The 12,957-nt window shown below is 71.4% G+C and carries 11 protein-coding genes; 5 read left to right on the top strand and 6 right to left on the bottom strand.

The features are described from left to right. Positions 1–5 precede the first annotated feature (5 nt). The 3 genes from J2853_RS06105 to J2853_RS06095 all read left to right on the top strand — a co-directional run bounded on the left by J2853_RS06105 (position 6) and on the right by J2853_RS06095 (position 2,968). The gene (locus J2853_RS06105; RefSeq protein ID WP_307555827.1) at positions 6–1,922 is read left to right on the top strand and encodes an FUSC family protein; all 1,917 of its coding nucleotides are present in this window, start codon (positions 6–8) and stop codon (positions 1,920–1,922) included. Positions 1,923–2,186: 264 nt separating this feature from the next. Further along, complete coding sequence (locus tag J2853_RS06100) at positions 2,187–2,381, top strand: DUF5999 family protein (RefSeq protein WP_307555825.1); 195 nt, start codon at positions 2,187–2,189, stop codon at positions 2,379–2,381. 182 nt (positions 2,382–2,563) lie between these two features. Beyond that, the gene (locus J2853_RS06095; RefSeq protein WP_307555824.1) at positions 2,564–2,968 is read left to right on the top strand and encodes an ATP-binding protein; all 405 of its coding nucleotides are present in this window, start codon (positions 2,564–2,566) and stop codon (positions 2,966–2,968) included. Positions 2,969–3,116: 148 nt separating this feature from the next. Here J2853_RS06095 and J2853_RS06090 read toward each other — a convergent pair whose 3' ends face one another. The 4 genes from J2853_RS06090 to J2853_RS06075 all read right to left on the bottom strand — a co-directional run bounded on the left by J2853_RS06090 (position 3,117) and on the right by J2853_RS06075 (position 8,795). Continuing rightward, a complete protein-coding gene (locus J2853_RS06090; protein WP_307555823.1) occupies positions 3,117–5,501 on the bottom strand; it encodes an ATP-binding protein in 2,385 nt (794 codons plus the stop codon). A gap of 114 nt (positions 5,502–5,615) precedes the next feature. Then, the gene (locus tag J2853_RS06085) at positions 5,616–6,488 is read right to left on the bottom strand and encodes a DUF2705 family protein (RefSeq protein ID WP_307555821.1); all 873 of its coding nucleotides are present in this window, start codon (positions 6,486–6,488) and stop codon (positions 5,616–5,618) included. 103 nt (positions 6,489–6,591) lie between these two features. Continuing rightward, complete coding sequence (locus J2853_RS06080; RefSeq protein ID WP_307555819.1) at positions 6,592–7,611, bottom strand: ABC transporter ATP-binding protein; 1,020 nt, start codon at positions 7,609–7,611, stop codon at positions 6,592–6,594. Next, positions 7,608–8,795, bottom strand: a complete 1,188-nt coding sequence (locus J2853_RS06075) for a LolA family protein (RefSeq protein ID WP_307555817.1) — start codon at positions 8,793–8,795, stop codon at positions 7,608–7,610. The genes J2853_RS06080 and J2853_RS06075 overlap by 4 nt, the downstream gene beginning before the upstream one ends. 158 nt (positions 8,796–8,953) lie before the next feature. Between J2853_RS06075 and J2853_RS06070 the strand changes: the two genes are divergently transcribed. Then, complete coding sequence (locus tag J2853_RS06070) at positions 8,954–9,628, top strand: response regulator transcription factor (protein ID WP_307555815.1); 675 nt, start codon at positions 8,954–8,956, stop codon at positions 9,626–9,628. Next, positions 9,618–11,108, top strand: coding sequence for a sensor histidine kinase (locus tag J2853_RS06065; protein WP_307555813.1), 1,491 nt, complete (start codon positions 9,618–9,620; stop codon positions 11,106–11,108). Before J2853_RS06070 ends, J2853_RS06065 begins: the two co-directional genes overlap by 11 nt. 4 nt (positions 11,109–11,112) lie before the next feature. Here the strand turns inward: J2853_RS06065 and folP are convergent, their stop codons facing one another. Both folP and J2853_RS06055 read right to left on the bottom strand, forming a co-directional pair. After that, positions 11,113–11,946, bottom strand: a complete 834-nt coding sequence (folP, locus tag J2853_RS06060; RefSeq protein WP_307555811.1) for a dihydropteroate synthase — start codon at positions 11,944–11,946, stop codon at positions 11,113–11,115. Positions 11,947–12,032: 86 nt separating this feature from the next. Then, positions 12,033–12,902, bottom strand: coding sequence for a LysR family transcriptional regulator (locus J2853_RS06055; RefSeq protein ID WP_307555810.1), 870 nt, complete (start codon positions 12,900–12,902; stop codon positions 12,033–12,035). Between the last annotated feature and the right edge of the window lie 55 nt (positions 12,903–12,957).

Here is a 12,957-nt window from a genome sequence, read left to right as displayed (position 1 = left end):
CGTCGATGCCCCGGCTCTTCCGGCGAGCCGCCGACCAGCTGGCCGGCGCCGCTCCGGACTGGCTCGTGGAGACGGTACGGCCGGCGCCGGCGCCGCTGCGGTGGGGGCCGATGCTGCGCACCGCCGTCGCCGTGACCGCCCCGCTCGTCGTGGCGCTCGCCGCCGGGCAGGTCGTGGCGGGCCTGCTGCCGGCCATGGGCGCCATGACCGCCGCGGTGTCCGATCGCGGCGGGTCGTACCGGGTCAGGGTGATCCTGATGGGTGCGGCCGGCCTTCTCGGAGGGCTGGGGTATCTCCTGGGGGCGATGGCGCACGGCCGGGGCTGGTGGACGGTGCCGGTCCTGATGGCCGTCTCGGTGGTGTCCGCGCTGATCAGCACGACGGGGTCCACGGGTTCGGTGGCCGGGCTCCAGTTGCTCGTGATGGCCGTGATCGGCGCCGGCATAGAGCTGCCGGGATCGATCGGCCTGAACACGCTGTCGTTCCTGCTCGGCGCGGGATGGGCCGTCGCGCTGATGACGCCCGGCTGGCTGCTCCGTCCCCGTGCGGCGGAGGAGGCCGTGGTGATCGCGGTCTACCGGGCGCTCTCCCGGCTGTTCGCGGACCGGGACGGCGACGCCCTGGCCGCGTTCGACATCACCCTCAAGAACGCCTACGAGACCGTGCTCGGCGCCCGCTCCAGGGCGGCGGGCACGGACGCGGAACGCAGCCGGCTGGTCGCCCTGCTGAACCAGGCGTCGCCGATCCGCAACGCGCTGATCTCACTGGACCATGAGGAGCGCGAGCCGCCCGGGGAGCTGGCTGCGGCCGTCGAGGAGCTCACCGGGTCGCTCGCCGGAGAGGGGGAGCCGCCCGGCCCGCCGCGCTGCGAGTACGACTCACCCGCCCTCCGCGCCCTGTGCTCGTCCGTGCGGGAGGCCGTCGAGCTGGTGTCCGGCGGCGAGGTCGCGGCCGATCAGCCGCCGTACGAGCCGGTCGGGCACGCCCATCGGCTCCGGAGGGCGTGGAAGGAGATGTGGTACGGGCACCTCACCCGCGTCTACACGATCCGGCTCACGCTCTGCATGGGAGCCGCCGCCGCGATCAGCGAGCTCAGTCTGTTCGAACGGTCCTACTGGACGACGCTGACCGTCGCGCTGGTGCTCAAGCCCGACTTCGGCTCGGTGTTCGCGCGCGCCGTGCAGCGCGGGCTCGGGACCGTCGTGGGCGCGCTGATCGGCACCGCGGTGCTGATCGTGGTGCCGTACGGCCCGGCGCTCCTGATCCCGATCGCGGTGTTCGCGGCGCTCCTGCCGTACGGCATGCAACGCAACTGGGGCCTGATGTCGACCTTCCAGGCGCCTTTGGTCCTGCTCCTGGTCGACCTGCTGACCGACAGCGGGCCGAGACTGGCGGAGATCCGGCTGCTGGACACCCTGCTCGGGTGCCTGATCGTCCTCCTGCTGGGGTACCTGCCGTGGTCGGCGAGCTGGGAGGCCCCGGTCGGGCCGCAGTTCGCCGAGGTCCTGTCGGCCACCGCGGGCTACCTCCGGCACGCGTTCGACCCGCGGGACGACGCCAGGGCGCTGCACCTCCGCATGGCCTACGACGCTCTGGCCGACCTGCGGACGGTCTTCCAGCGGGCGGTGACCGAACCCGCCGCGATCAGCAGGCGCGTCACCGCCTGGTGGCCCGCGATGGTCTCGCTGGAACGGCTGATCGACGCGGCCGCCGCCACCGCCGTTCGCACCGACCACGGCACGCCGCCTCCCTCACAGGAGTCCGTCGACGCCGTGGTGACGTCCCTGGAGGACATCGCGGCCGACATCCGCACGGGGCGGAGGCCGAGGAAACCCGCGCTTCCCGAGGAGGAGACCCTCGACAGGGTGAACGTCGCCCTCCGCTGCCTGCGCGACACCGTGTCGGAGAGCCACTCCGGCTGAGCCCCGGTTTCTTTACCTGAAGGACGGGGTCCCCTGCCATTCTCCATACCGAGTGCCCTGGGGGTGTCGTGCCGCGAAAACGCCTGTCCACAAGGGGAAAGCGGCAGGTGCCGGTCATTACGCAGCTTACCGAGGCACTACCTACGTATTACGCAATAGGTATGAATGGGGGGGTTTATCCCGTTTCCTGCCGCCCGGCCGGAGCACAGGCTGATCAGTGGTGAGAACTTCCACTCAATCGTCGATGGATCACAGGTACGAACGATGTGTCAACACCAACCGCAATGCCCCCCCTCGGACGCTCCCGATCACGAGGCCGCGTTCCTTGTCGCCTTTCACCCGGAGCAGGGGTGGGGTCTGCTGTGCAACGGTGTAGTGATCTTCGACGACACCGGCGAGCTCATGCCCGACGGGAGAAGCATCCCCGCTCACCGCAGCCCCTATGGGCAGGCCGCGTGAACCGCCTCTACATTCCCGCCGACCCGCGAGCGGGAACGACGCGTCCGCGGACCTGCCCGCCCCCGCCGATCGCGCCCGCCTCCGGGAGCCGTCCCCTCTCCCGGAGTGCTTCCGGAGACGGGCGCGATCAGGCGTACGTCTGGCACCGGATCCGGGCGACCATCGGCCACCTTGGTGAACTCATGTTCGACTCCCGTTTTTGCAGGGAAATCTCCTGGCGGTTCTCTCCCAGGCCCTCCTCCGTGGGCAAGGCACGGCGTCTGGCCCGCTCCCAACTGGTCGAATGGGGAGCCGACGGGCAGAGCGGGGTCGCCGAACTGCTCGTCAGCGAACTGGTCACCAACGCGCTGTGTCACGCGTACGGGACGATCCGGCTCACCCTCTCCCTCCAGGAGGGGCTGCTGCGCTGCGAGGTCGAGGACTCGGATTCCGCGCTGCCCTACGTGTACGAGGCCGGCGACGACGAGGACAGAGGACGCGGGCTGCGCCTGATCGACCTGCTGTCCTGCTGCTGGGGCAGTACCCGCACCTCCACCGGCAAAGTCGTCTGGTTCGAGCTGCCCGTGCACTCTCACCCCCAAAGCTGAGCCCTCCCGGCGCCCGTCGGCCCGATCACCGCCTCCGGTGGTCGGGCCGACGGACGCCACGGGGAACACGCTCGCACCCCTCGGCCCCGGTTCTCCGGTGATCGGGGCCGACGAGTCCCGCGGGGAACGCGCTCGCCCCGTCGCCGGGTCAGGAGGCGGGCGGAGCCGCGGGCCCGGGATCGCCCTCGGAAGGACGCTCCTCCTCAGGGGCTCGAGTCCGCTCGCCCACCCAGACGGCGACCTGGGCGCGTGAATGGAAGCCGAGCTTGCTCAGGATGTGCTCGATGTGGCCCTCGGCGGTGCGCTGGGCGATCACCAGGGACGCCGCGATCTCCTTGTTGCTCAACCCCTGGGCGACGAGCTGGGCGATCTCCGTCTCCCTGCGGGTCAACGGTGACGGCCGGTCGGCCTCCTCGGGCTGTTCGCCCGCGGACGCCTTCTCCCGCAGGGCGCACGCGAGCGCCCCCTCGAAGGTGAGCCCCGCCCCCTTGCGCAGGGCGACGTCGAATCTCTTCACCCCGAGAGCCGAACGAACCACCGCCTCGCACTGCGAGTGGTACTCGGCGAGGTAGCCGAACAGGGGACCCCCGACGGATCGCCAGATCCCCCGCAGGGCGCCGAGCAACTGGGCCGCGCACTCGCAGTCGCCCTTGCCTGCGGCGATCCACGCCATCACCTCGACGCACAGCGCGATGCCCAGCCGGTCGTTGAAGGGCTGCTTGAGCCGGATGCTCTCGCTTTCCATCTCGATCGCCCGCGCCGTGTCGCCCTGCCGCCACATCTCGATCGCGAAGACGGACAGCACGTACGACCTGAACCAGTGTTCGCTGCGGGCCTCGCACAATCCCAGGCAGGTCTCGAACAGGGTGAGGGCCCGGCGGGAGTGGCCGAGGAACGAATGCGCGGTGGCGAGGTACATCAGTGAGTTCACCACGCCCACCTGATCGTCCAGCTCCCTGTGGCGATCGACCGCATTCTCAAGAAGCGTCGCGGCCCTCGTCAGGTCCTGCCGGACCAGCGCGGAGAGACCGGAGACGTACATGATCTGCGCGAGGGTCGCCGCGTCGTCGAATCGTCCCGCCAGCGCCCGGCTCTCCTCCAGCATCGACTCCGCCGCCGCGAAGTCGCTCTGGAGGACCGCCAGGCGGGCGTTGACGCACAGTGCCCTGGCCCGGGAAACGGTCGGCGCCGCGTCCGCGGCGAGAAGCGGGTCGAGCCAGCACCGCCCCTCGTGCAGGAAACCGGCCGCGATCCAGTAGAACCGCATGGCCGTGGCGACGGCCAGCCCGCGCTCGGCCTCTCCCCGCGCCGTGAGACAGAAGTCCAGGGCCGCGCGGAGGTTGCTGTGCTCACCGCGCAGGCGCGCGAACCACCTCACCTGACCGGGGCCGAACCACTCCTGTTCCGCGCGGGCCACCAGCCCCTGGCACCAGTCGCGGTGCCGTCGCCGCAGATCTTCTTCCTCCCCGGACTCTCGCAGCCGGTCGCGGCCGTACTGCCGGATCGTCTCCAGCAGCCGGTACCGCACCCCCGACGGATACTCCTCCCGGACCAGGACGGACTTGTCCACCAGCCCGATCACCAGGTCGACGATCTCCCCGGAGGCGATGCCGTCCCCGGAGCAGACCGTCTCGGCGGCCTCAAGATCCAGATCGCCCGCGAACACCGAGACCCGCTCCCACAGCGCCCGCTCCTGGTCGGTGCACAGGGCGTAGCTCCAGTCGATCAGGGCGCGCAACGTCTGATGGCGGGGCAGCACCGCCCGCGAACCGGAGGTGAGCAACCGGAACCGGTCGTCCAATCGATCGAGGAGCTGCTGGACGGACAGCGCCCGCAGCCGCACGGCCGCCAGCTCGATCGCGAGGGGAAGGCCGTCCAGCCGGCGGCAGATGCCCTCCACCGCCTCCCGGTTGTCGTCGGTGACGGCGAAATCGGCCAGGACGGCCCCGGCCCGCTCGGCGAACAGCCGCACCGCGTCGGACTGCGCGAGCGCCTCGGTGGACGGCCGCGCGAGACCGGAGTCCGGCAGCGCCAGCGGCGGCACGGTCAGCGTGTGCTCGCCGTCGACGCCCAGCGCCTGCCGGCTGGTGACGAGGACCCGCAGGTCGGGGGCGGCACGCACCAGTTTCTCGGCGAGTACCGCGCAGTCCTGCAGCAGGTGCTCGCAGTTGTCCAGAACCATCAGCGCCTGCTTGTCCCGCAGGTGATCGGTGAGCACCTTCAGGGGCGGCCGGGGAGAGCGGTCCCGGATCTCCAGGGCCTCCGCCACCGTCTGGACGAGCAGTTCCGGCTTGTCCAGCGCGGCGAGTTCGACCAGCCACACCCCGTTGCGGAAGGCCCGCCGCACATCGGCCGCGACCCGCAGGGCCAGCCGGGTCTTCCCCACCCCGCCCGCCCCGGTGAGCGTCACCACATGTGCTCCGGACAGCAGACGTTTGACCTCGGCCACCTCGTGCCGACGCCCCACGAAACCGGTGACCTCGGCCGGCAGCCTCCGCCCCCGCGGCCGGCTCAAGGTCGACATATCACTCATCAGGCACCCCGCGCCGGCTTCGATCGACGCTTCACCGTCCGGTGACCTCGAACCGACAGAACCCAGGTTATGCCCAGGCCGTTTATAACGCCATACTGTATACCAAATCAGAAGTCAACCGGTGATGTCTCTGCTGGTGAAGCGGGCCCAGGCGATCGAGCCGAAGATCACGACGTAGGCGGCGAAGGCCAGCAACCCCTGTCCCATCTCGTCCGTGGCCATCGGATCACGCAGCACCCCGTCGAATCCGTTCCACCAGTGCGTCAGCAGGTACGGCTGGAGCGCGGAGAGCTGGGGCAGGGTGCCGAGGAGCTGGGCCACGATGACCAGCCCCACGGTCCCGGCTATCGCCCCGATCGCCACCTCGGTGAGCGTCGAGAGCGCCATCGAGACGGCGGCCAGGGCCGCCATGCCGGCCGCGACGTACAGCACGACGAGCCCGATCCGGAGCACCCCCTCGGACAGGGGGACCGTCCCTCCCGACAGCAGGGTTATCGGACCGGCCGGGAACAGCGCCAGCCCCGCGAGCAGCGCGGACAGCGCGACCACGGTGACGCTCGCGAGACAGAAGACGACCACGTTGGCGTATTTGACGGCCAGCAGTCGGGTCCGGCCCGCCGGCGCCACGAGCAGGTAGCGCAGCGTTCCCGCGCCCGTTTCCCCGGCGATCGACTCCCCGGCGACCACCGCGACCGAGACGGGAAGCAGCAGCTGCACGAGGAGCGAGAGCGCCGCGAAGGTGAGGAACAACCCGTTCCCCGTCACCTGCGCGAAGATCGCCGGTCCCCCGCCCTCGTCCGGCCCGCCGAACGTCCGCAGCGCGATGCCGACCAGCACCGGGACGAGGGCGAGCACGACCAGCATGGCGAGGTTCCTCGGCCGCCGGAAGGTCAGGCTCATCTCGGAGCCGAGCAGCCGCGCCCACGCCCGGGTCGCGCCCACCGCCCGCGCGGGGGCGACCGGCCCTCCGCCCCCGGCCGCCCCCACGCCGGCTCCCCCTCCCCCGTGCCCGCCTGTGTCCCCGGCTGTGTCCCCGGCTGTGTCCCCGCCGGCGCCCCCGCGCCCGTCCGTCCGCGCGACCGGTCTCTCGCTAACCGTCGACATCAAAACCCTCTCCCGTCAGGCCCACGAACACGTCCTCAAGGCTCGGCCGCTGTACGGCGAGGCCGCGCACGGCGACGCCGTCCGCCACCAGCGCGGCGCAGATCCGCTCCGGAGCGGCGTCTCCCAGCTCGGCACTGACCTCGGCGTCGCCGGCGCGGATCCCTTCCAGGCCGAGAGCGGCCAGTACGGCCGCCGCCTCGGCGGTGTCCGGGCTCTCCACCCGGATCCTGACCGCCCCGCCGGCTCGAAGCTCGCGGAACCCGGAGATCGGGCCCTGGGCGACCAGCCTTCCCGTCCGCATGACGGCGAGGTGGGAGCACATGTGCTCCACCTCGGCCAGCAGGTGGGAGGAGACGAACACGGTCGTCCCCTCGGCGGCGACCTCCTTGATCAACCCCCGCACCTCGCGGGTGCCCTGCGGGTCCAGACCGTTGGTCGGCTCGTCGAGGACCAGCAGTTCCCTCGGACCGAGCAGCGTGGCCGCGATGGCCAGCCGCTGGCGCATGCCCAGCGAGTAGGCCCGGTACCGTTTGCGCGCCGCGGCGGCCAGGCCCACCCGTTCCAGGGCGAGCCCGATCCTGGCGTTCGCGGTGCGGGGATCCGCCGACGGGTCGGCGGCGTCGTAGCGGCGCAGGTTCGCCTCACCCGACAGATAGGGGTAGAACGCCGGCCCCTCGACCAGCGCCCCCACCCTCGGCAGCACGCCGGCCGCCCCGCCCGGCATCGGCGTGCCGAGGAGCTCCCAGCCGCCCGACGTCGGCGCGATCAGGCCGAGCAGCATGCGGATGGTCGTGGTCTTTCCCGAGCCGTTCGGGCCCAGGAAGCCGAAGACCGACCCTCTGGGCACCGCCAGATCGAGGTCGTTCACGGCCACCTGGCCGCCCCGGAACCGCTTGGTCAGCCCTCGCGTGACGATCGAGCAACCCTCGGCGGAGGCCGTGAGGCGCGTCATCGGCTCGTGAACGGTCAGCACGGCTCCCCCGGCGTCCGGCGGCGTCCCGGTCATCTCTGTCCGGCCGCCTCGGTCAGCTTCTCGGGGGTGACCGCGCCGACGAGCAGGCGGCCGTCGTCGGTCAGCAGCGCGGAGAACAGCTTGGTCTGGATGACCCTGCCGCTGCCCCACGTCCCGCTGACCGGCTTGGCCGACTTCAGGAGGGCGTCGACGATCGCGTTCGCGTCCTGCCCGGCGGGGCCGTCGCCCCGCGCCTTCGGCGCCTGGCCCTTGAGGTCCTGCTCGGACAGGGGCAGCTCCATGACCGTGGTCCAGCCGTCACCGATGGTCCTGGCCCTGTCCTTGAGCCCTTCCGCCTTCTCCTGCGCGACCTTCCCCCGCTCGGCGGCGGGGGTGTCCAGCAGCCGCTGCTCGACGACCTTCGCGCCCGCGGGCGGGGTGAAGGTGAAGTTGTCCTCGGCGGGCGGGGTGAAGGTGACCGAGGTGAAGCCGACCTCGAAGGCCGGCTCGGCCGCGCTCTTGGCGTAGACCTGGATCCGCAGCGGGATGAAGGTCTCCCCGTCGAGTGCCAGCCTGACCTCCCTGACCAGGGACGAGGCGTCCTTGGGCGCGAGGACGAGCTGGTAGGCCGCGCGGTCGGCGACCTTCTCGGTGTTGGTCACGCTGACCACGGTGTCGGCGCCGGTCTCCCGCAGGAGCTCCTGGGCGAGCTGCTGCGGGGTGGTCGCCGTGGGCAGTGCCTTCGGGGCCTCTCCGGCCCCGCCGTGCAGGGCCTGGCCGTCGACCTTGATACGGGTGGCCTTGTTGGCGTCGCTCTCCCACAACCAGGCCTGGTCGCCGTTGACGATCAGGTTGCTCTCGCTCATCCGCCCGGGCAGGGCGAGCCGTACCTGGTTCTCCCCGCCGTACCAGACCTTGAGCTCGTGCGAGCCCGCCAGCAGGGCCGCGGGCGAGGTGCCGCCCATGCCCGGCACCTGGGGCAGCCCGGGAAGACCGAAGGAGGCGGTCTGCATCACGGTGCCCGACATGGGCTTCAGCCCGGACTTGGTGGCCTGGGCGGCGTCCGCGAGCAACTGCTCGGCGGTGCGTCCGGGCAGCACCGGGTCTCCCTGGACCGCCGCGATGACCGGCCCCGCGCCGATGGCTCCGGCGACCAGCGCGACCGCGGCGACCGGCACGGCCCACTTCACCGCGTTGCCTCGTCTGCCTCGTCTGTCTTGGCTTGCTTGCTCGGGCATCTCATTCCTTCACGGTATGCCGTAAACCCCTGTCGCCCATCAGACTGCGTGACCGGTCCTGTGCCGAAGCTGAGACAGACTGAGGGGGCTCACAGGATTCTCAGCCGTCTCTCAGGCCGGCTGACCGAAGATGGGCGTTCACGATGGAAGGGGCGAAGATGCGGGTTCTCGTCGTGGAGGACGAGCGGCGAATGGCCGCGGCACTCCAACGCGGGCTGCAGGCCGAGGGGTTCGCGGTCGATCTCGCGCACGACGGTGAGGACGGACTGCATCTGGCCAGGCAGGGTGAGTACGACGTGGTGGTGCTGGACATCATGTTGCCCAAGATCTCCGGCTACAACGTCTGCAAGCAGTTGCGGGCCGAGGAGAACTGGGTGCCGATCCTGATGCTGTCGGCCAAGGACGGCGAGTACGACATGGCCGACGGGCTCGACCTGGGCGCCGACGACTACCTGACCAAGCCGTTCTCCTACGTCGTGCTGGTCGCCAGGCTGAGGGCGCTGCTGCGGCGGGGGGCGAACCGGCGCCCCGCCGTACTGCGGGCCGGTGACCTGTCGCTGGATCCCGCGCGGCGCAGGGTCACCAGGGGCGAGACGCCGGTGGAGCTGACGCCCAGGGAGTTCGCGCTCCTGGAGTATCTGATCCGCCGCCACGACGAGGTGGTCTCCAAGACCGAGATCCTGGAGCACGTCTGGGACACCTTCGACACCGACCCCAACGTGGTCGAGGTCTACGTGGGCTACCTGCGCCGCAAGATCGACGTGCCGTTCTCCAGGAGTGCCCTGCAGACCGTCCGGGGGTCGGGGTACCGGCTGGCCGGCGATGGCGGCTGATCCGGCCGCCCACGGGGCCCGTCGCACGGTCGGCTGGTGGCGGCGCAAAAGCCTGCGCTTCCGGCTGACCGCGGTGGCCTCGGCCGTGCTCGCGGTGGCGCTGGTGGTCTCGGCCTACGTGATGATCGGCGTGCTCGGGAACTCACTGATCACCACCATCGACGACTCGATCTACCAGCGGGCCCGGGACGCGGTCTCGCTCGCCGACGCCGGGCGACTGCCGGACGAGCTGACCTCGGCCGACGGCACCCTGCTGCAGGTGATCGACGCGGCCGGGCGGATCACCCACGCCACCACCGGCACCGACAGGCTGGTCCCGCTGCTGGACGCCGGGGATCGGCGGAAGGCGATCGACAGCGGTCAAGCGCGGTATCTGGACGGCGAGCCCTACGGGATCCCGCATGTGCTGCGGGTCCGGGTGCTCAGCGCCGACCGGGGGCAGACGGTGCTCGCCGCGCGCCCCTTCAGCGAGGTGCAGACCAGCATCAGCACGGCCGGGCACGTGCTGATCGTCGGCACGCCGCTGCTGCTGATACTGCTCGCCGCGGCCAGCTGGGTGATCATCGGCGGGACCCTGCGGCCCATCGCCGCGCTGCGCCGGGGCGCGGACGAGATCACCGGCACCGCCCGCTCCCGCCGCCTGCCGGTGCCCGAGGCCCACGATGAGGTCCACAGCCTGGCCACCACGCTCAACGCCATGCTGGCCCGGCTGGAGAAGGCCGACACCCGGCAACGGGCCCTGGTCTCCGACGCCGCGCACGAACTGCGCAGCCCGCTGGCCAGCATCCGGCTCCAGCTGGAGGTGGCGCTCGGCTATCCGGAGGGGCAGGACTGGCGGGAGACGGCCGAGGGCGTGCTGGAGGACACCATGCGCCTGTACCGGCTGGCCGAGGACCTGCTCGCGCTGGCCCGCCTGGACGAGCGCGACGGCGCGCTGGCGCGCAAGGAACCGGTGGAGCTGGACCAGCTGGTCCCGCAGACGGCCGAGCGGTACGGCGAGGCCGTCACCGTGAAGGTCGCGGGCGCCCCGATCGACCGGCCGGGAAACGGGGGCCGGGCCCACAAGGCGATCGAGACGCCGGGGGACGTCCGGCGGACGTCCGGGACGCCGAAGGACGCCTGGCGGGCGGCCGGGGCGATCGTGGTGACGGGCGACGCGCTGGACCTGGGGCGAGTGCTGGTCAACCTGGTCGACAACGCGTTGCGGCACACCAGCGCCGCCGTGGTGGTCGAGCTGCGGACCGAGGGGGCCGACGCGATACTGACCGTCACCGACGACGGCCCCGGCATCCCCGAGCCCGACCGCGAGCGCGTCTTCGACCGGTTCACCCGCCTGGACAGCGCGCGCAGCCGCGACGAGGGCGGGGCCGGGCTGGGCCTGGCGATCGTCCGCGAGACGGTCCACGCCCACGGCGGCGCGGTTCACCTGGAAGACGCCTCCCCGGGTCTCCGGGCCGTCGTACGGCTTCCGCTCTCTTGACCGGTCAGCCTCGCAGCTCGGCCACGGTGGCCAGCGCGGTGCGGGCGGAGGCGGCGTCGTGGACCCTGAAGACCCGGGCGCCCTGCCAGGCGGAGACCGCGAGGGTGGCCATCGTGCCCGCGTGGCGGCGGTCGACCGGGAGACCTCCGAGCGTCTCCCCGACGAAGTCCTTGTTGGAGACCGCGACGAGCACCGGCCAGCCGGTGGCGACCATCTCGTGCAGGCGGCGGCTCACCTCCAGGGAGTGCCAGGTGTTCTTGCCGAAGTCGTGCGCCGGGTCGATCAGGATCGACTCCCTGGGAACTCCCGCCGCGACGGCGCGCTCGGCGAGGTCCGTGGTGTGAGCGATGACGTCGGCGACCACGTCGGCGTAGGCGATGCGGTGCGGGCGGGTACGGGGGGCGACGCGTCCGGCGTGCGCGCAGACCAGCCCGATGCCGTGCTTGGCGGCGACCTTCGCCAGGTCGGGGTCGACCCCGCCCCAGGTGTCGTTGAGCAGGTCGGCGCCCGCCTCGGCGACGACCTCGCCGACCTCGGCGCGCCAGGTGTCGACGCTGATGATCAGTTGGGGGTGGCGCTCTCTGACCGCCGCGACCAGGTCGGCCACCCGGCGGATCTCCTCCGCGGGGCTCACCTCGTCGCCGGGACCCGCCTTGACGCCGCCGATGTCCACGATGTCCGCGCCGTTGCCGACGGCCCCGTCCACCGCGTCGAGTGCGGCCGCGAAGCCGTACGTCCTGCCTTTGTCGAAGAAGGAGTCGGGGGTGCGGTTCACCACAGCCATGATCGCGAACTCGCCGGGCCGGAACTCACGGCCACGCAGGTGCAGGGTAGTCATCGATACCGAGCCTATAGCCCGGTGTCGGAGAGGCCGGCGCTCCCACCTGCGCCGCCTCTGGGGAAAAACGGACAATCAGCGCGTTCCTAGGCGGCCGACCCACTTTCGGCCACGGACAGGAACTCCTGCGCGATGGCGGGCAGCCGCCGTCGCGCGTGGACGATGGCGATCACCCGGCGGACCGAGGGATCAAGGGCGCGAACCACCAGCCCTGCCCGGGCGGCCTGTTCGGTCATCCCCCGGTACCAGAGCAGCGAGGCCGTACCTGAGCGGACCGCGCTCAGCCAGTTGCCGCGCTCGTCCAGCTGCGCCGCCACCACCGGGGTGACGCCGTGCTTGGCGAACAGCGCTTCGAACTCCCTTCGCCGGGAACTGCCGGGAGCCGGCAGCACCAGTCGCATGCCGTTGAGCCTGCTCATCGGCACCGGGTCGGGCAGGGCCACGCCGGGCGGGGAGATCAGGACGATCTCCTGGCGCTCGAGCGGATGGCTGATCAGATCGGTGGGGACGGGCAGGTCCGTCAGGCCGAGGTCGGCCCGCTGGTCCCTGATGGCGCTGATCACGCCGTCCCGTCCGTCACAGCGGACAATGTGGACGCGTACACCGGGATGTTCGGCGGTGTACGCGGGGAGGAGGCGTCCGGCCAACCCCGGCTCAAGGCTGGGGGTCGAGGCGATACGCAGTTCCGCCTCGGACGAATGGCCATGCGTGGACAGTGCCTCGATCTCACGAACGGCGTCGAGTGCCTCCCGGGCCAGTTTGACGACCCGGCGCCCTTGGGCCGTGACGACCACGCCACGTCCGGAACGGGCGAACAACGTCATTCCGAGCTCTCGTTCGAGGTCTCTTATCGCACGTGAAAGCGCAGGTTGTGCGATGTACAGCGACCTGGCCGCGTCGGTCATGGTGCGATGCTCCGCCGTCGCGACCACATAGCGGAGCTGCTGCAGATTCATGACTTTGAAGCTAGGACACAGCACCTGGCTGGGTCCCGCACATCGCGGAGATCAC

Origin of the sequence: Streptosporangium lutulentum (genome assembly GCF_030811455.1) — a bacterium.
GTDB lineage: Bacteria > Actinomycetota > Actinomycetes > Streptosporangiales > Streptosporangiaceae > Streptosporangium > Streptosporangium lutulentum.
The sequence above is the reverse complement of the archived record's forward strand: the minus strand, read 5'-3'. Positions and strand labels throughout refer to the sequence as shown.